Raw genomic sequence first — 16,462 nt, forward strand, 5'->3', positions numbered from 1 at the left:
CCTCTCCTCACGCCGCCTTTTTGCCGAGGCCGAGCTCATCGACGATGCGCGTGCCCGAGGCGGTAAGCCGGGCGAGCTTCTCGTCGAGGCCGGTGGCGAGCAGCGTCCTGTTCTTCTTCATGAAACGACCGGCGATCATCACCGCCTCCACGTCGCCGCGCCCCGCCTGCATCACCACGGTGGCGACGGGATCATGCACCGGCTGGAGATGCAGCGCGCGGGCGTCGATCAGGACGAGGTCCGCCTGCTTGCCGGGGGCGAGGGAGCCGATGCGGGCGTCGAGGCCCAGCATCCGCGCGCCCTCGATGGTGATCCATTCCAGCGCCTGCCGAACCCGCACCGTGGACGTGGGCGGAATGGCGCCGGTGTCGCGGCGGCTGTCCGTATTGTCGAGCACCCGCTGCATGCCGAGGGCGATGCGCGCGACGCCCATCATGTCGCCGGCCAGCACGCTTTCCAGATCGACCCCGAGGGACGGCGCCGCGCCGCGCTTCAGCAGGCGGCCGGTGACGGGGAAGCCGTGGCCCTGCGTCATCTCGTTTTCCGGCGTCACCGAGAAGGAGGCGCCGAGGTCCACGAGGCGGGAGAACAGCTCGTCCGAAAGGTCGTTGCCGTGGACAACGTTGATGCCGGGGCCGACCAGCCCCTCGGCGATCAGCGTCTCCCAGCCGCCCGGCGTCTTCGCCGCGCCGCCGCCCTGGTGCATGGAGGCGACGAGGCCGAATTCGCGGGCGAGCCTGAAATCGGCGCGCGCGACCTCCATGGTCGAATAATGTGGGCCGAGAATGGCGAGGCCCAGCGTCAGCAGCCCGTCGTCGCTGGCGAACGGGCCGCGCCGCAGCCGCTCGATCTCGGCGCGCGGATGCGGCACTTCGGAGAAATGCGGCTCGCCTGGCTTGGCATCGGGCTTCGGCGAGCCGTGGAAGAAGGCAGCGCGGATGCCGCTTTCGGCCAGGGCCTCCACCGCCGCGTCGGTGTGGTCGGGCGTCGGGTTGTTGTGGCACCAGTCCACCAGCGTGGTGGTGCCGGCATCGATCTGGCCGAGCGCGCCCACAAGGGTGGCAATACCGATGTCGTCGGGGCGGAAGCGGGTGGCAAGGCCCGCGTGGACCCAGCGGAAATATTCCAGCAGCGTCCAGTCGGCGGCGAGGCTCCTTAGCCCCGTCTGCCAGGTATGCATATGCGCATTCACGAAGCCGGGCACGCAGATGCGGCCCTTCGCGTCCACCTGCTCGGCGTCCGCCGCCTCGATGCGCGGGGCGATGGCGGCGATGCGGCCATCCGCGATCAGGATGTCGCCCGTCTTGAGGTCGCCGATGGCCGGCTCCATCGAGAGGATGGTGGCGCCACAGATGAGGGTGCGCGCGCCCATCAGGCCGCCTCCTCCGCGGGCACCGCCGCCACCGGCCGCTCGCCCGAATAGGCGCGGGCGATGAGGTCGCGGATGCCGTCGCGCGTCACGGGGCGCGGGTTCCAGTAGGGGTTTTCCACGGCGAGGTCGGCAGCCGTCTCGATGCCGTCCGCCGGCATTCCGATGTCGCAGAGCGCGCGCGGCACGCCGAGCGCCCGCACCAGATCGAACAGCCCCTGCGCCGCATCCGGCGCGCCCAGCGCGCGGGTGATGGCCGCCATGGCCTCCGGCGCGGCGGGGGCGTTGTAGGCCACCGCGTGGGGGAGAACGATGGTGTGCGTCTCCGCGTGGGGCAGGTTGAAGGTGCCGCCGAGCGTGTGGCAGAGCTTGTGGTGCAGCGCCATGCCCACCGCGCCGAGGCAGCAGCCGCACAGCCACGCGCCATAGAGCGCCATCGTGCGGGCCTCGATATTCGCCGGCTCGTGGATGAGGATGGGCAGCGCGGAGGAGAGGGTGCGGATGCCGTCCTCCGCCATCAGCGAGATCACAGGATTGCGGTCCCGCGCATAGAGCGCCTCCACCGCATGGGCGATGGCGTTGACGCCGGAGGTGGCGGAGAGGCCGGGCGGAAGGGTGAGCGTCAGATCCACGTCGTAGATGACCACCTCGGGCAGCACGTCCAGCGAGCGGATGGTGGTCTTGCGCCCCTCCTGCGTCTCACCGAGGATGGGCGTCATCTCCGAACCCGCATAGGTGGTGGGAATGACGAGCTGCGGCACCCCGGTGCGCAGCGCCAGCGCCTTGCCGAGGCCGGTGGTGGAGCCGCCGCCCAGCGCCACGACGCAATCGGCGTCGGCAGCCTTCAGCGCGGCGAGCGCCTTGTCCGTCACCTCCACCGGGGTGTGCATGGTGGCGCCGGGAAAGACCCCCGCGCAGGCTTCACCGATGAGCCCGCCGATGCGCTCGCCCTCCCCCGCCTGCTGCGGCGTGGTGAGCACCAGCGCCCGCCGCGCGCCGAGCCGCGCCACCTCGGCACCGACCTCGGCGACGGTGCCGCGGCCGAAGCGGACGCGGATGGGCAGGGCCTCGTAGGTGAAGGTCTCGATCATGGTTCAGATCCGTCTGCGGCGCGCACGGGCGCGCCTTGGGGCTCACTCGCCGGCGAGAAGCGCGTCGCGCGGACGCGGCGCCGCAGCGGCGGCGGGCGCACGGGCCTCGATGGCGCCGAACGCCGCGTCCTCGGCCACATAATCCACTTGGAAGCGGGCGATGCGCAGGTTCGCCAGCTCCTGCCGGACACGCAGATGCTCGGGATGGGAGGCGTAGGCGGCGAGATCGGCGGCGGTGGCGAACTCGGTCACCAGCACCACGTCGCAGGCATAATCCACATCGGAGATGTCGAGACCGATCTCCACGCGGGTCATGCCGGCGACGCGGCCGCGCAGGCCCTCGAACGCGGCCTTGACCTTCTGGCGGGCGGCGGCGCGCTCCTCGCGCGTGTCTCCGCTGACCCGCCACATCACGATGTGCCGGATGGGTCCCATCATTGGCGTTTTCCTCGACCTATTGGTCTTTCGTTGGATGTGAGTTTTGACTTGCGCGCAGCGGAAATAAACGGGATTTTTCGGAACTGTCTTTTGCGCAAAGTGGAAATATGGATCGCCTGACCCAGATCGAGGTGTTCGTGAAGACCGCCGAGCTGCGCAGCCTGTCGCGTGCGGCGGAGGCGCTGGGCATGTCCAACGCGGCGGCGAGCCGGCATCTCGCGGCGCTGGAGGAGCGGCTCTCCGCCCGCCTCATCGAGCGCAACACCCGCCGCCTGTGGCTGACCGAGGCGGGGCAGGAATTCTACCAGCGCAGCGGCACGCTCCTCACCGAACTGGCCGAAGCCGAAGAGGCGGTGAACGAGCATACCCTCGCCCCGCAGGGCCTGCTGCGGGTGACAAGCTCGCTCTCGTTCGCCACCATCTATCTCGCGCCCATGCTGCCGCAGTTCCGCAAGCTCTATCCCAAGCTCAACGTGCATATCGCGGTGGCCAACCGCTATCTCGACTTCATCGAGGCGGGCATCGACGTCGCCATCCGCACCCGCCTGCACGAGCCCGACACCAACATCATCGTGCGCCGGCTCGGACGGATGCGGCGGGTGCTGGCCGCCTCGCCGGCCTATCTGGAGGAGCACGGCCGCCCGCGTGAGCCGGCCGACCTCACGCGACACGACATGCTGGTCTACAATCTCGCGCAGGACCCCTTCTCCCTGCGCCTCACGAAAGGCGACGCGGAGCGTACCGTGCGCATCACCGGCGCGCTGGACTGCAACGACGGGCAGGTGATCCGGCAGGCCGCCCTCTCGGGGCTCGGCATCCTCATCCAGCCGCTCTACATCGTGCAGGACGACCTCGCGTCCGGGCGGCTCGTGGCCGTGATGCAGGACTGGCAGCTGCCCATGCTGACCATGAACATCGCCTACCAGAACCGCGAGCGCCTGCCGGCCAAGATCCGCGTGTTCACCGACTATCTCGTCAATTACGTGCGGCAGGCCTCGAGCGCCGGCATCTGGTCCGCCTGACGCAGGCGCGGCTGTCGCCAACGCTCAAGCTGGGCCATGATGGCGACCCCGATACCCTGCGATCACGGGCCGCCCATGCAGCACATCCTCGGCGCCTTCGCCGCCCTCGACCCGCTGATCGCGCTGGGGGTGTTCATCGCCACCGCCGCCACCGATGCCTGCTACGTCGCCTTCACCTCGGCGGTGGTGGCGCGCCGGCGCCTGTCGACGGCCAACTGGTCCAGCGTCTGGTACATGCTCTCCTCGTTCGCCGTCATCAGTTACACGGAGAACTGGGTCTATGTGGTGTTCGCGGCGGTGGGTTCCTGGGTGGGCGCCTTCCTGTCGCTGACCCTCCTCCACCGCCCCGGCGGCAAGCCCGCGCCGGTCGGCTCCTCCCCGCCGGAATGACGCGCGGAACCCTCACTCCGGCGCGTCGATGAGCGGATCGGGCCGGGCGAAGGCGGCGAGCGCGGGGCGATCTGCGAGGGTGATGACGGCGCCCCGGCTCGTCACGCCGTGGGTCTTCAGCACGGCGAAGGCGCGGGAAAGGTGCTCCGGCGTCATGCCCGGGAGCGACGACAGCACCCGTTTCTCGAACGGCAGGGGGATGCGGTCCGCGCCCTCCCCATCGGCGCGCTGGAGCAGCCAGTTGGCGAGCCGCTCGGCCCCCGTGCGCAGCTTCTGGCCTTTCACCTCCTTCACCGCACGGCGATAGCCGCGGCCAGCTCGGTGACGACGGCGCGGGTGAAGGCCGGGTCGGTGCCCAGCGCGTCGCGCACCTTTTCCGCCGGGATCATCAGCACCTGCGATTTCTTGAGGGTGCGGGCGGACTGGAGATAGATGCGCGCGTTGAGCACCGCGGCGAGAATGAAGGTGCCCACCGGCGGAAAGCGCTGAAGAAAGGCCGTGCGCACCAGTTCCGCGAAGGTCTCCTCGCGGGCGCGCCCTTTCCATGAGCACCCTCGCCTTCACCGTGTGCTTCGCGGTGTGGGCGATCTTCTCCATCATCGGCATCCGCATCCGGCAGGATCTCGGGCTCTCGGACTCCGAGTTCGGCCTGCTCATCGGTACGCCCATCCTCACCGGATCGCTCATCCGCGTGGCCCTGGGCGTGTGGGCGGATGTCTATGGCGGGCGCGTGGTTTTCGCCCTCACATGCTGGCGGCGGCACTCGCCACCTTCCTCCTCACCTATGCCGCGACCTACCCCCAATTCCTGCTGGCAGCACTCGGCGTCGGCATCGTCGGCGGCTCCTTCTCGGTGGGCGTCGCCTAAGTCTCGCGCTGGTATCCGGCAAGCCGGCATGATCGCCGCCGCCTTCTCCGTGTCGGCGAGCCTGTTCCGCGCCTATGGCGGGCATCTCTCCGACGTCTACGGCGCGCGGCGGGTGATGTACTGGACCTTCCTCGTCTCCGGACCACCGCGAGACCAAGAGGAGGCGGTGATCCGCGCCTTGCTCGAGCAGGAGGTGAAGGTGCCCACGGCGGACGAGGCCACCTGCCGGCGCAATTTCTCTCGCAACCCGGCCCTCTTCCGCACCGGGGATGATGGCGGGAGGCCACGACGCGCGTCCGACGGGGCTGGACATTTAATTTTATCCGGGTATTTTTATGAACATTGCAGGAATCGCCCCATGTCCTTTTTCCCCGCCAGACCTTGCACCGCCTTCGCCGGAACACGCCTTCTCCGCAGCGGCCCTCTCGTCGAGGTGGCGATGGCGGTGAAGGCGGCGATGGCAGAGGACAGCGCCCCGCTTCTCGTCTTCGACGATACGACCGGCCGCGTGATCGATCTCGACCTGCGTGGCAGCGACGCCGAAGTCATCGCCCGCCTGGATATGCCGAAGACACCGGCCATGGCCGAACCAAGCCCTCCGGCCAAAGGCCGTGGTCGCCCCAAGCTTGGCGTCGTCGCCCGCGAGGTGACCCTTCTGCCCCGGCACTGGGACTGGCTCGCAGCCCAGCCGAGCGGTGCTTCCGCCACCTTGCGCCGGCTCGTGGACGAGGCCCGACGTCGGGAAGCCCCACAGCAGCAGCGCCGCACCGCGCAGTCCGCCGCCTATCATTTCATGCAGGCGCTGGCCGGCGACTTCGCGGGCTATGAGGAAGCCACCCGCGCCCTGTTCGCAGACGACCGGGACGGGCTGGTGCGGACGACCGCAGGCTGGCCCGCGGACGTACGCGCTCATGTCCTGCGCCTCGCCTTCGACGCCTGAGCGGCATTAAAGCCGCGGCAACCGGAGGGGCGCAGTGTGGGACAACCGCCGGAGCCACCATGTCCGACCAGACCGCGCCGCCCCCATTCCCCGCCTATGCCCTCTCCGGCGCCACACCCAGGGATCGTCCGGCGATGGCGCAGCTGTGGGTGGAGACCTGGGCGAAGACCATGCCCGATATCGACTTCGTCGCCCGCCTGCCCTGGCTGGAAAGCCATCTGGATGGCCTTTCAGCCGGCGGCGCGCTGATCCGCGTGGCACGGGAAGGCGGCGAAGACGGGCAGGTCGCCGGATTTGTCGTCATCCATCCCGGCACCGGCTATCTCGATCAGCTGGCCGTGGCGCCGCGGGTGTGGGGCAAGGGCGCGGCCGAGGCGCTGATGGCGGAGGCGCGACGGATCTCCCCAACCCTCGTCGCCCTCGACGTAAACCAGGACAATCCACGCGCGGTCCGCTTCTACGAGAAGATGGGGCTTGCCATCGTCTCGGAGGGCGCCAATCCCATGTCCGGCCGGCTGACCTACCGGATGGAGTGGCGCGGCGCCTGAAAGCTAGGCCGCCGCATGGAACTGGAGCTGGGCCAGGCGGGCGTAGAGGCCACCCTTGGCGACCAGTTCGGCATGGGTGCCCTCGTCCACGATCCGCCCGGCTTCCATCACCAGAATGCGGTCCGCCGACAGCACCGTTGCGAGGCGATGGGCGATGACCAGGGTGGTCCGCCCTTCCATGGACCGCTCGAGGGCCGTCTGCACCAGCGTTTCACTCTCCGCATCGAGCGCGCTCGTGGCTTCGTCGAGCAGGAGGATGGGCGCGCCGCGCAGGATGGCGCGGGCGATGACGATGCGCTGTCGCTGGCCGCCGGACAGCGTGACGCCGCGTTCGCCCACCATGGTGTCCCACCCGTGCGGCATGCCGGCGACAAATTCGTCCACCAGCGCCGCGCGGCCGGCCGCTTCGACCTCGGCATCGGTGGCGTCTGGCCGTCCCAGGCGGATGTTGGCGCGCACGCTGTCGGCAAAGATCGCCACCTCCTGCGGCACCAGCGCCATCTGCCGCCGCACAGCGACGGGATCGGCATCACGGATATCGATGCCGTCGAGGAGGATGCGGCCGGCCTGCGGATCATAGAACCGCTCCAGCAACTGGAACACGGTGCTCTTGCCGGCCCCGGACGGGCCGACCAGAGCCACCCGCTCGCCGGGCCTGATGGTGAACGAGACCGCGGCCAGCGCCGCATGGTCCCGCCGCGTCGGATAGGAGAAGGACACCTCGTCGAAGGCAATGGCGCCGCTGACCCGCGCCGGCAGCGTCACCGGGTTCGCAGGGGCGCGCACCTGCGGCTCCACCTTGAGCAGTTCGCCGATGCGCTCGGCGGCGCCGGCGGCGGCCGACATCTCGCCCCACGTCTCGGACAGGTTGCCGAGGGAGGCGGCGGCCAGCACCGCGTAAAGCACGAACTGGCTCAGCGCGCCGGACGTCATGGTCCCGGCCAGCACGGACTGCGCACCGGCCCACAGCACCGCCACGACCGATCCGAACACGAGGAAGATGGCGATGCCGGTCAGCCAGCCGCGGGCCTGCGTCGCTTGCCGGGCGGCATCGAAGGCATGGTCAACGGCGCCGTCGAACCGCTGCCGCGCCGCGCCCTCGGCGCTCGCCGCCTGCAGCGCGCGCATGCTGTTCAGCGCCTCTGCGGCATAGGCGGAGGCATCGGCGAGCGTATCCTGCGCCTGTCGGGTCAGCCGGCGCACCTTGCGCCCCGAGGCCATGAGCGGCAGCACGATGATCGGGATCGCCACCAGCACCAGACCAGAGAGCCGCGGGCTGGTCACCACCATCATCGCCACGGAGCCGATGCACATCATGAGATTGCGCAGCGCCGTCGAGGCGGAAGCGCCGACCGCGGACTTGAGCTGCGTAGTGTCGGCGGTCAGCCGAGAGGTGAGTTCGCCCGAACGAGCCGAATCGTAGAAGGCGCCGTCGAGCGTGACCAAGCGGGCGAACACCGCCGTGCGCAGATCCGACACGACCCGCTCGCCAAGGGTGGTGACCAGGTAGTAGCGGCAGGCCGAGGCGAGGGCGAGGACGGCGGCCACCGCCACCAGCACCCCGAAATACTGGTCCACGAGGCCGGCATGGTCTTCGGCAAATCCGAAATCGATCATCCGCCGCACCGCGACAGGCAGCGCCAGCGTGGCCAGCGCGGCGGCGAGCAGAGCGCAGACCGCAGCGGTCACCCGACCGCGATACCGCATCAGGTAGGGCGCAAGGCTCGCCAGCGGCTTCAGATCGCGCCTGCGCTTCTCAGCCTCGGCGCGGGTTTCGGGGCTGTCGACAGGGGCAGATGAGGTGTCGGCTTGTGTCAAGGCATCCACTCAGCTATAGACCCGCCACTTCCGTCAGGAACCGAAATTGACGCTGCCCTCCCTGGCGGGGCGGGCGTGGCGATAAAGGATTGAACCAATGAAGAGCGACATCCATCCCGATTACCACTTCATCAAGGTGGTGATGACGGACGGTTCCGAGTACACGACCCGGTCGACCTACGGCAAGGAGGGCGACACCCTTCAGCTCGATATCGATCCGCGCACCCATCCGGCGTGGACCGGCGGCAGCCAGCAGCTGATGGACCGCGGCGGCCGCGTGTCCCGCTTCAAGAACAAGTTCGGCGCGCTGCTCAAGGGCTGATGCCGACGGGGCCTTCCGGCCCCCGCTTCCCCTGCGAGGCTGCGCGCCTCCGCCGCAGCGACGCAAGCGCACAACCGGCGCTCCAATGAGGGCCGGCGACCGTTCAGGGACTGACGAGTTCAAGCCGCGGGCGGACCTGCCGCCGTCGCGGCTTTTCGTTTTTGCGGGTCTCGGCCGCCTGCGCCGCAGCAAGGCGGGCTGCGACGCCCTCGGCCAATGCGGCAAGATCTAGCGCCGCAAGGCGAGCCACGGCCGTCAGGCGGGTCATCACATTTGCGGGAAGAGCCAGCTCCAGCGGCGCGGCGGCAGCGGCCAGCTCCGCCCGGGCGATGCAGCCATCGTCCATGCTCAGCAGCAGCACCAAGCCGGACGCGATGTCCGCATTGAGGCGCGAGAGGGTTTCGCGGTCGCCGACGGAAAGCGGGCAAGCGTTCAGCCGCTCTTGCGCGGCGGCAAGCCGCGCGAAGTCGCGCCCGATCTCGTCCCCCTTGTCCCGCGCCTGATCCACCGCTCGCTCCTTTGAAGGGACCGGCATGAAGCGCAGAGCCGGCGTCCCCGTAAAGAGGAACAACGCCGCAGAAACTGGGGATATCGGGGGCTGGCCAAAGAAGAGCCGCCTTGCGGCGGCTCGAAGTCCGACAGGGAGAGTTGCCAGAAGTCCGGGAAGGATCATTTCCAGCGGACAACATGACAATGCGCGCCGCTTATTAAGGTCGCCTTAACGCGAGGCCGCTAGACGCCCGTCCGCCCACGAACGGGCCCGGGCGCAAGCGCCGCGCTACAACTTGAACGCTGCATCCGCCGCCGCACGGGACGCGCGCTTGGCCTGCAGCGCCGATTCCAACCGCGCGATCTCCGTCTTCAGCGCGGCGATGCGCGCCTCGATCTCGTCCACCGACAGGCGGGATATGTCCGCGCCGGTCAGGGGATCGATGGGCTTCGGCCTGATCTCCTCGTCCATTGGCTTTGCTCCTCCCCTTCCCTATTCTCCGGATCGACCGCCGCCTCAGGCGCGGCTCGTTTCCTGTCCGATCCTATTTTGCGCGCCGCGGCCGGGCTGGGAAGAGGCTCGCGCCGCCGCCCCTCCTCCCGGAGCGTTCCATGTCCAGCGCCGCCGCTTTGCCCGAAACCATGACCGCCATCACCGTCAGCACGCCCGGCGGCCCCGAGGTGCTGGTGCCCGGCCCCCGTCCCGTGCCCAAGCCGGCGCCGGGCGAGGTGCTGGTGAAGGTCGAGGCCGCCGGTATCAACCGGCCGGACGTCATGCAGCGCAAGGGTCTCTATCCGCCCCCGCCCGGCGCCTCCGACATCCCGGGGCTGGAGATTGCCGGAACCGTGGTGGCGCTGGGTGAAGGCGCCACCACCTACAAGATCGGCGACAAGGTGTGCGCCCTCGTCACCGGCGGCGGGTACGCGGAATATTGCCCGGCCAATGAGGCCACTACCCTGCCCGTGCCCGACGGTCTCTCCATGGCTGAGGCCGCGGCCATGCCCGAGACCGTCTTCACCGTGTGGAGCAACGTGTTCGACCGCGGCGGCCTGAAACCGGGAGAGACGCTGCTGGTTCATGGAGGAGCGAGCGGCATCGGCACGACGGCGATACAGCTGGCCAAGGCGTTCGGCGCCCGCGTCGTGGTCACCGCCGGCTCGGACGAGAAGTGCGCCGCCTGCGTCAATCTCGGCGCGGACCTCGCGGTGAACTACAAGACGCAGGATTTCGTCACCGAGGTGAAGAGCTTCACCGCCGGCAAGGGCGCCAATGTCATCCTCGACATGATCGGCGGACCTTATATCCAGAAGAATTACGAAGCGGCCGCGCAGGATGGCCGGATCGTTCAGATTGCCTTCCAGCAGGGTGCCAAGGCCGAGGTCGACTTCATGCGCCTGATGCTGAAGCGCCTCACCCATACCGGCTCAACCCTGCGATCGCGCCCGGTGGCAGAGAAGGCGGCCATCGCGGCAGCTATCGTCGCGCATGTGCTGCCGCTGATCGCCGCCGGAAAGTACCGTCCGGTGATGGACGAGACCTTCCCGCTGGCGGACGCTGCCGGCGCGCACGCCCGCATGGACGCGAGCGCGCACGTGGGCAAGATCGTGCTGGTGGTGGGCTAGTTTCGGACAAGGCGGGGGATTGCCCCGCCTCCGATTTCAGGAGCGCCAGTCGCGCGGCGGCACGCCGCCCGAGCGCTGGATAGCCTCGATGACCTCGCGCTGGCGGCGATCGGTACGCTTCATGTGCACCGCGATCACCGCATGGGCGGAGGGCACCAGGAACATCAACGGGAAGATCAGGCCGAGCAGGATGCAGGGCACGATCATCACCAGATTGATGATGGCCGAGACGGGCTGCCCGTTCACCAGCAGGCCGACGGGCGGCAGCAGAGCGGCGAGAATGTAGATCATGGTCTTCCCGGGCCCTCCTTTGAGGCCCATCGTCCATATGGTGTGCCCTGCCCGTGCTGCAAGGATCGGGGCCGGACCATGCGCCGAACGCCGGTTGATCGGTACGCCGCCTCCGCCTATTGCGAAGAAGGGGGAACGGCGAGGCCCGAATGGGCCGGCCCAAAGGTTAGCTCATGCAGCTCAAGGCGCTTCCGCCTCAGGTCCTTATCCCGCTCATCGTCGCCTGCGCGCTCTTCATGGAGCAGGTGGACTCGACGGTCATCGCTACCTCGCTACCCGCCATCGCCGCCGACCTCGGCGAGGACCCGGTATCGCTGAAGCTGGCGCTGACCTCCTACCTCCTCTCGCTGGCCGTTTTCATTCCCGCGAGCGGCTGGGCCGCGGACCGCTACGGCGCGCGCACGGTCTTCCGCTCGGCCATCGTCATTTTCACCATCGGCTCGATCCTGTGCGGCCTGTCCTCCTCGCTGGCGGACTTCGTGCTCTACCGCATCGTCCAGGGCATGGGCGGGGCCATGATGGTGCCGGTGGGGCGCCTCGTCATTCTGCGCTCGGTGCCGAAATCCGAGCTGGTCTCCTCGCTGGCCTGGCTCACCATTCCCGCGCTGCTCGGGCCGGTGTTCGGGCCGCCGCTGGGCGGATTCATCACCACCTATTTCGACTGGCGCCTCATCTTCTTCATCAATGTGCCGATCGGCGTGCTGGGCGTGTTCCTCGCCACGCGCTTCATCGAGAACGTGCGCGAAGAGGATGTGCCGCCCCTCGACCTCAAGGGCCTGATCCTGTCGGGTGTCGGGCTGGCCGGCCTCGTCTTCGGCTTCGCCGTGCTCGGGCAGGAGGTGCTGGTGCCGCAATGGGCGGCAATCACGATTGGCGCGACGGGGGCGTTCTTCCTGTTCCTCTACGTGCGCCACGCGCGGGTCACACCCCATGCGGTGCTGGATCTCAGGCTGCTGCGCCACGGCACGTTCCGCGCCGGCGTGGTGGGTGGCTCCCTGTTCCGGGTCGGCATCGGCGCCATGCCCTTCCTGCTGCCCCTGATGCTGCAGCTCTCCTTCGGCCTCTCGCCCTTCGCCTCCGGCCTCCTGACTTTCACCGCCTCTGCCGGGGCGATGGCCATGAAGTTCACCGCCGCCCGGCTGTTGCGGCGCATCGGCTACAAGCGGGTTCTCCTCGCCAACGTGTTCCTGTGCAGCGGCTTCATCGCGATCAATGCCGCCTTCACACCACTGACGCCGCACTGGCTCATCGCGTCACTGCTTCTGGTGGGCGGGTTCCTGCGCTCGCTGCAGTTCACGGCCCTCAACGCGCTTAGCTATGCCGACGTGGAACCGGCCGAAATGAGCCGCGCAACCTCGTTCGCCAGCGTGGCGCAGCAGGTGTCACTGTCCTTCGGCGTCGCCGTGGCGGGCCTGGTGCTGGAAACCATGCGCGCCTCGCGCGGCGAGGTGACGGTGACGCAGGGCGACTTCTCTGCCGCCTTCCTCGTGGTGGCGGCGGTGAGCGCGCTCAGCGTCTTCTTCTTCATCCCCCTGCCGAAGGATGCCGGCGCCTCGCTCACGGCCCGCAAGCCGGATCTGGACGACCCACGCAGCGAAGTGCCTCCGGACTAGGCTTCCGCCTCGTCCGGCTCTTGCGCCCCATCCTCGGCTTTGCCGCGGAAGCCGGTGGCGAGCACATAAAGCTCGGCCGAATCAGCGCGGCTGGCAGCCGGCTTGAGGTGGCGCACCAGTGCGAAATCCCGCTTGAGGTTGGCGAGCAGCGTGCCCTCCGTTCCGCCCTGGATCACCTTGGCGAGGAAGCCGCCGCCGGGCGCGAGCACCTGGCGAGCGAAGTCCGCCGCCAGTTCCACCAGGCCGACGATGCGCAAATGGTCGGTCTTCTTGTGGCCGGTGGCGTTGGCCGCCATGTCGGACATCACGAAGTCCGCCTGCCCGCCCAGCATTTCCATCAGCCGCGCGGGTGCATCGGGGGCGAGGAAGTCCATCTGGGCGAAGGCGACGCCGGGAATAGGGTCCATCTCAAGGAGGTCGATCGCGACGATCTTGCCCTGCCCCTGCTCCAGGCCGATCTTCTGCGCCGCCACCTGGCTCCAGCCGCCCGGCGCCGCGCCGAGATCGACGATGCGCATGCCGCGCTTCAGAAGCTTCGCCTTCTCGTCGATCTCGATGAGCTTGAACGCGGCGCGCGAGCGCCAGCCCTCGCGCTTGGCGCGCGCCACATAGGGATCGTTCAGCTGACGCTGAAGCCATTTCTGCTGCGAGGTGGTGCGGCCGCGCGAGGTCTTCACGCGCACTTTCAAGGGCCGGCCGTCCGGCCCGCGGGGGGGTGTGGTCACGCTGGGCGGCTTCCGTTCGGCGGGTTCGCTTGGAAGCCGTCGGCCGAGCGGCCGTTCCGCCACACGCCGTCCGCCCGCATCATCTGCACCAGCATCCCCTCTCTCAGCCCGCGATCGGCCACCCTAAGCCGGTCGGCGGGAAACACGCGGCGCACCGCTTCCATGATGGCGCAGCCGGCGAGCACGAGATCGGCCCGCTGGGCGCCGATGCAGGGATTGGCGACACGCTCCTCGAAGCTCATGGTCATCAGCCGGTCCACCACCTGCTCGATGTGGCTGGCGCCCAGCCAGGCCCCGTCCACACGCGCCCGATCATAGCGATCGAGCCCGAGATGGATGCCGGCCACGGTCGTCACCGTACCCGACGTGCCCAGGAGATGCAGCCGGGCGGGGGCGCGCACACCCCAGCTCTGGCGCACGCCGTCGAGCATCGCGCACACTTCGTCGACCATGGTGTGGAACACGTCCGGCGACACCTTCACGCCGCCGTGGCGCTCCGAGAGCGAAACGACGCCGACGGGCAGCGAGACCCAGGAGCGGATGCGGGCGCGCGGCGGGCCGTCGTCGCCCGCCGAACGGCGGCCGAGCCAGACCACTTCGGTGGAACCGCCGCCGATGTCGAACAGCACAGCGCCCTCGCAGGAGGGATCCACCAGCGGCGCGCAGCCTGTGGCGGCAAGCCCCGCCTCTGTGCGTCGGTCCACCACCTCCAGCGTCAGCCCGGTCCGGGCTTCCACCTGGGCGCAGAAATCCTCGCCGTTGACGGCGGAGCGGCAGGCTTCGGTGGCCACCATGCGGGCACGGGTGACGCCGCGCAGGTCCATCTTGGCGGCGCAGATTTCAAGCGCCCCGAGGGCTCGCTCCATGGCGCCGTCGCACAGACGGCCAGTCGCGCCGAGCCCTTCGCCGAGGCGGACGATGCGCGAGAAGGCGTCCACCACGCGGAAGCTGCGGGCGGTCGGCCGGGCGACCAGAAGGCGGCAATTGTTGGTGCCGAGGTCAATGGCGGCATAGATGCCCTGCGGGCTCGGCACCCGCGATTCTGTCGGGCGATCGTGGGACGGGGCGGGAGTGGCGCAGGAGCGGACGGCAGGAGGCTGGTCCTTTGGACCATCACCCGTTCCCGCACGCAGGGGAGAAACCGTTGCCTCCGCAAGGTTTCCGCTGCGGGAAGACTGCTCCGGACCCCCGGCGGGCCCGTGCGTCTCGTCCCTCATGTCCTGTCCCTCGCCGCAAGGCGGTCCCGTGCGCTCAGGCCAGCCGCAAAGGTCCGCGGCCGGCTGCGCCTTGCGGCCAGTGTAACAGCGTGCCGCCGCTGCGCAATGCCGCGGCGTGCCCTGTTCGTAATCAGGCTGAGATAAGGGTTACTCGGCGGCGGCGCGGCCCTTGAGGTCGAGGGTCAGGCCGGCGGCGAGGGCATCAGTGCGGAAAGCCTTCACCGCATCCAGGGACAGTTCGGCGGCGGTGCGCGAGCCAAGGGCCGGGAGCTTCTTCAGCACATCGGCGGGGGCGGTGATGATGTGGCAGCCCATCCCATCCGCCTCGATCACGTTCCACACCTCGCGGGTGGAGGCCCAGATGACCTCGACGTTCGGGGTTGCGCGGGAGAGCTCGACCGCGCGGGAAATGGCGGGCTTGTAATCGATGCCCAGATCGGCCAGCCGACCGGCGAAAACCGAGATAATTGAAGGCGCTCCGCCGGCCAGGGCCTTCACGCCCTCGTCCACCTGGGGGACGTCGAAGATGGCGGTGAGGTTCACCTTCACGCCGTCCTGCACGAGGTCGCGCACCAGATCGTACAAGGGTTCGCCGCGGGTGGTGGAGACCGGGAGCTTCACATGGACGTGCTCGCCCCAGGTGGCGATGACGCGGGCCTGGGCGCGGATTTCGGGGATGTCGTCGGAGAAGACCTCGAACGAGATATGCCGGTCGGGCACCGCCGCTACGAGATCCTTTGCGTAGGATTCATAATCGGTTACGCCGGCCTTGCGGAGCAAAGAGGGGTTGGTGGTGAAGCCGGCGATGTGGGGCTGCTTCGCCATTTCCACGATCTGCGCCTTGTCGGCGCCGTCGGTGAACAGCTTCACCTTCAGGTCGCTCAGCTTCACGGACATCTCTTCGGCTCCCTTGACGATTTCGGCCATCCTATAGGCCGTTTGCGGCGAATTGGACACAGCCCGGATCGAGAATTCGAACCGGGTGTCAGCCGAGGTTTCAGGGTGGGATATCGATGGCGTTAAGAGCCTGTTCACCATGTGTCGAACAGAGCCGGGGCCGGCAACTTCCGGGAAAGAACCGCCGCGGCATCCTTCGTCCGGAGGCAGGGGCAAAAGCGCACGGCCTGCGCACTGCAATACCTCCACACTCCGAAGGTCAGGGCATCGAGGGACGGGCATGGTCTCGACGGACATGGTGGAGCGGATGGCGCAGGCGATGCACGCCTATTCGCAGCAGCGCTACCCCCTGCTGGAGCCGTGGGACGAGCTCTCCCCCGAGCGGCGGGCCTACCAGCGCCAGCTCGCCGCCCATGCCCTCCAGGCCCTCACCCCCCACGACGTGATCGAGATCACCTCCCGCGCCGCGCCGGCCATCGTGGCCGTGCCGCTGGAGCCGGCGCCCTGGGCGCTGGCGGAGCTGCAGGAAGCCGCCATCTCCGACAACGGCACGGCCATGGACGCCCGGCGGCGCTACCGCTCCTTCCTCGCGACCGCCTCCCTGCCGCTGGCCACCCGCCATGCCGAAGGCGCTGTCTGAGGCCGCCACCCGGCTCCACCTTCCCCCTGTCCCCTCATCGTCCGTGCGAAGCGGGAGATGACGCGTGAGACGCGGCCGCGCAGCGCCGCGGCCATGCCCTGTCCCGCAGGGGGCATACCCTTGTACGAGCCCGCCAAACCCTCAGCCTAGACCGCCACCCCC

The 16,462-nt window shown here is 69.0% G+C and carries 19 protein-coding genes and 2 pseudogenes; 9 read left to right on the forward strand and 12 right to left on the reverse strand.

Annotated features, from left to right (window positions below):
- Positions 1-7: 7 nt before the first annotated feature.
- From J2126_RS06860 to J2126_RS06870, 3 genes and pseudogenes are all read right to left on the reverse strand, one after another.
- The gene (locus J2126_RS06860) at positions 8-1,372 is read right to left on the reverse strand and encodes an amidohydrolase family protein (RefSeq protein ID WP_209485121.1); all 1,365 of its coding nucleotides are present in this window, start codon (positions 1,370-1,372) and stop codon (positions 8-10) included.
- Positions 1,372-2,460 carry a maleylacetate reductase gene (locus J2126_RS06865; RefSeq protein ID WP_209485123.1) on the reverse strand — a complete coding sequence of 363 codons (1,089 nt, stop codon included), beginning with the start codon at positions 2,458-2,460 and terminating at the stop codon, positions 1,372-1,374. Before J2126_RS06865 ends, J2126_RS06860 begins: the two co-directional genes overlap by 1 nt.
- Positions 2,461-2,598: 138 nt before the next feature.
- Positions 2,599-2,898 (reverse strand): annotated as a pseudogene (locus J2126_RS06870) (Dabb family protein); the annotation flags it as partial.
- Positions 2,899-3,005: 107 nt separating this feature from the next.
- Between J2126_RS06870 and J2126_RS06875 the strand changes: the two are divergent.
- Together J2126_RS06875 and J2126_RS06880 are read left to right on the forward strand one after the other, a co-directional pair.
- Positions 3,006-3,920: a LysR family transcriptional regulator gene (locus tag J2126_RS06875; RefSeq protein WP_209485127.1), complete on the forward strand. Its 915-nt coding sequence runs from the start codon at positions 3,006-3,008 to the stop codon at positions 3,918-3,920.
- Positions 3,921-3,995: 75 nt separating this feature from the next.
- The gene (locus J2126_RS06880; protein WP_209485129.1) at positions 3,996-4,310 is read left to right on the forward strand and encodes a hypothetical protein; all 315 of its coding nucleotides are present in this window, start codon (positions 3,996-3,998) and stop codon (positions 4,308-4,310) included.
- Between the two features lie 12 nt (positions 4,311-4,322).
- On the opposite strand, the gene J2126_RS25740 is transcribed toward J2126_RS06880, so the two are convergent.
- Both J2126_RS25740 and J2126_RS25745 read right to left on the reverse strand, forming a co-directional pair.
- Entirely contained in the window at positions 4,323-4,595 is a 273-nt protein-coding gene (locus J2126_RS25740) for a helix-turn-helix domain-containing protein (protein ID WP_348634251.1), read from the reverse strand.
- A 5-nt stretch (positions 4,596-4,600) separates the two neighbouring features.
- On the reverse strand, positions 4,601-4,816 hold the full coding sequence (locus tag J2126_RS25745) for a hypothetical protein (RefSeq protein WP_348634252.1): 216 nt from the start codon (positions 4,814-4,816) through the stop codon (positions 4,601-4,603).
- Positions 4,817-4,854: 38 nt separating this feature from the next.
- Between J2126_RS25745 and J2126_RS06890 the strand changes: the two are divergent.
- From J2126_RS06890 to J2126_RS06900, 3 genes and pseudogenes are all read left to right on the forward strand, one after another.
- Positions 4,855-5,316: pseudogene (locus tag J2126_RS06890) on the forward strand (MFS transporter); the annotation flags it as partial.
- A gap of 219 nt (positions 5,317-5,535) precedes the next feature.
- Positions 5,536-6,117, forward strand: a complete 582-nt coding sequence (locus J2126_RS06895) for a DUF2239 family protein (protein WP_209489940.1) — start codon at positions 5,536-5,538, stop codon at positions 6,115-6,117.
- 59 nt (positions 6,118-6,176) lie between these two features.
- A complete protein-coding gene (locus tag J2126_RS06900; protein WP_209485131.1) occupies positions 6,177-6,665 on the forward strand; it encodes a GNAT family N-acetyltransferase in 489 nt (162 codons plus the stop codon).
- 3 nt (positions 6,666-6,668) lie between these two features.
- On the opposite strand, the gene J2126_RS06905 is transcribed toward J2126_RS06900, so the two are convergent.
- Positions 6,669-8,492 carry an ABC transporter transmembrane domain-containing protein gene (locus tag J2126_RS06905; RefSeq protein ID WP_209485132.1) on the reverse strand — a complete coding sequence of 608 codons (1,824 nt, stop codon included), beginning with the start codon at positions 8,490-8,492 and terminating at the stop codon, positions 6,669-6,671.
- A gap of 88 nt (positions 8,493-8,580) precedes the next feature.
- Here J2126_RS06905 and rpmE point away from each other — a divergent pair, with 88 nt between their 5' ends.
- Positions 8,581-8,805 carry a 50S ribosomal protein L31 gene (rpmE, locus tag J2126_RS06910; RefSeq protein WP_024277552.1) on the forward strand — a complete coding sequence of 75 codons (225 nt, stop codon included), beginning with the start codon at positions 8,581-8,583 and terminating at the stop codon, positions 8,803-8,805.
- Positions 8,806-8,908: 103 nt separating this feature from the next.
- On the opposite strand, the gene J2126_RS06915 is transcribed toward rpmE, so the two are convergent.
- Together J2126_RS06915 and J2126_RS06920 are read right to left on the reverse strand one after the other, a co-directional pair.
- Positions 8,909-9,313: a hypothetical protein gene (locus J2126_RS06915; protein WP_209485135.1), complete on the reverse strand. Its 405-nt coding sequence runs from the start codon at positions 9,311-9,313 to the stop codon at positions 8,909-8,911.
- A 270-nt stretch (positions 9,314-9,583) separates the two neighbouring features.
- Positions 9,584-9,766 carry a DUF1192 domain-containing protein gene (locus tag J2126_RS06920; protein WP_209485136.1) on the reverse strand — a complete coding sequence of 61 codons (183 nt, stop codon included), beginning with the start codon at positions 9,764-9,766 and terminating at the stop codon, positions 9,584-9,586.
- A gap of 140 nt (positions 9,767-9,906) precedes the next feature.
- Here J2126_RS06920 and J2126_RS06925 point away from each other — a divergent pair, with 140 nt between their 5' ends.
- Positions 9,907-10,917 carry an NAD(P)H-quinone oxidoreductase gene (locus tag J2126_RS06925; protein ID WP_209485138.1) on the forward strand — a complete coding sequence of 337 codons (1,011 nt, stop codon included), beginning with the start codon at positions 9,907-9,909 and terminating at the stop codon, positions 10,915-10,917.
- 36 nt (positions 10,918-10,953) lie between these two features.
- Here the strand turns inward: J2126_RS06925 and J2126_RS06930 are convergent, their stop codons facing one another.
- Positions 10,954-11,208 (reverse strand): hypothetical protein, encoded by a 255-nt coding sequence (locus tag J2126_RS06930; RefSeq protein WP_209485140.1) that lies wholly within the window; start codon positions 11,206-11,208, stop codon positions 10,954-10,956.
- Between the two features lie 173 nt (positions 11,209-11,381).
- Here J2126_RS06930 and J2126_RS06935 point away from each other — a divergent pair, with 173 nt between their 5' ends.
- Complete coding sequence (locus J2126_RS06935) at positions 11,382-12,821, forward strand: MFS transporter (RefSeq protein ID WP_209485142.1); 1,440 nt, start codon at positions 11,382-11,384, stop codon at positions 12,819-12,821.
- Here the strand turns inward: J2126_RS06935 and J2126_RS06940 are convergent.
- The 3 genes from J2126_RS06940 to J2126_RS06950 form a co-directional block, all read right to left on the reverse strand.
- Positions 12,818-13,546 carry an RlmE family RNA methyltransferase gene (locus tag J2126_RS06940; protein ID WP_209485144.1) on the reverse strand — a complete coding sequence of 243 codons (729 nt, stop codon included), beginning with the start codon at positions 13,544-13,546 and terminating at the stop codon, positions 12,818-12,820. The two genes, J2126_RS06935 and J2126_RS06940, sit on opposite strands and share 4 nt — an antisense overlap.
- Positions 13,543-14,580, reverse strand: a complete 1,038-nt coding sequence (locus J2126_RS06945) for a Ppx/GppA phosphatase family protein (protein WP_394027721.1) — start codon at positions 14,578-14,580, stop codon at positions 13,543-13,545. Before J2126_RS06945 ends, J2126_RS06940 begins: the two co-directional genes overlap by 4 nt.
- Before the next feature lie 330 nt (positions 14,581-14,910).
- On the reverse strand, positions 14,911-15,660 hold the full coding sequence (locus tag J2126_RS06950) for a transaldolase family protein (protein WP_209485146.1): 750 nt from the start codon (positions 15,658-15,660) through the stop codon (positions 14,911-14,913).
- A gap of 280 nt (positions 15,661-15,940) precedes the next feature.
- Between J2126_RS06950 and J2126_RS06955 the strand changes: the two genes are divergently transcribed.
- Entirely contained in the window at positions 15,941-16,300 is a 360-nt protein-coding gene (locus J2126_RS06955; protein ID WP_209485148.1) for a hypothetical protein, read from the forward strand.
- The last annotated feature ends 162 nt before the right edge of the window (positions 16,301-16,462 follow it).

It is taken from the genome of Xanthobacter flavus (genome assembly GCF_017875275.1).
Taxonomy (GTDB): domain Bacteria; phylum Pseudomonadota; class Alphaproteobacteria; order Rhizobiales; family Xanthobacteraceae; genus Xanthobacter; species Xanthobacter flavus_A.

Excerpts from the sequence above, each read along its gene's own strand:
- J2126_RS06860 (WP_209485121.1), bottom strand. The coding sequence starts at position 1,372 with ATGGGCGCGCGCACCCTCATCTGTGGCGCCACCATCCTCTCGATGGAG.
- J2126_RS06865 (WP_209485123.1), bottom strand. The coding sequence starts at position 2,460 with ATGATCGAGACCTTCACCTACGAGGCCCTGCCCATCCGCGTCCGCTTC.
- J2126_RS06875 (WP_209485127.1), top strand. The coding sequence starts at position 3,006 with ATGGATCGCCTGACCCAGATCGAGGTGTTCGTGAAGACCGCCGAGCTG.
- J2126_RS06880 (WP_209485129.1), top strand. The coding sequence starts at position 3,996 with ATGCAGCACATCCTCGGCGCCTTCGCCGCCCTCGACCCGCTGATCGCG.
- J2126_RS06895 (WP_209489940.1), top strand. The coding sequence starts at position 5,536 with ATGTCCTTTTTCCCCGCCAGACCTTGCACCGCCTTCGCCGGAACACGC.
- J2126_RS06900 (WP_209485131.1), top strand. The coding sequence starts at position 6,177 with ATGTCCGACCAGACCGCGCCGCCCCCATTCCCCGCCTATGCCCTCTCC.
- rpmE (WP_024277552.1), top strand. The coding sequence starts at position 8,581 with ATGAAGAGCGACATCCATCCCGATTACCACTTCATCAAGGTGGTGATG.
- J2126_RS06920 (WP_209485136.1), bottom strand. The coding sequence starts at position 9,766 with ATGGACGAGGAGATCAGGCCGAAGCCCATCGATCCCCTGACCGGCGCG.
- J2126_RS06925 (WP_209485138.1), top strand. The coding sequence starts at position 9,907 with ATGTCCAGCGCCGCCGCTTTGCCCGAAACCATGACCGCCATCACCGTC.
- J2126_RS06930 (WP_209485140.1), bottom strand. The coding sequence starts at position 11,208 with ATGATCTACATTCTCGCCGCTCTGCTGCCGCCCGTCGGCCTGCTGGTG.
- J2126_RS06935 (WP_209485142.1), top strand. The coding sequence starts at position 11,382 with ATGCAGCTCAAGGCGCTTCCGCCTCAGGTCCTTATCCCGCTCATCGTC.
- J2126_RS06950 (WP_209485146.1), bottom strand. The coding sequence starts at position 15,660 with ATGTCCGTGAAGCTGAGCGACCTGAAGGTGAAGCTGTTCACCGACGGC.
- J2126_RS06955 (WP_209485148.1), top strand. The coding sequence starts at position 15,941 with ATGGTCTCGACGGACATGGTGGAGCGGATGGCGCAGGCGATGCACGCC.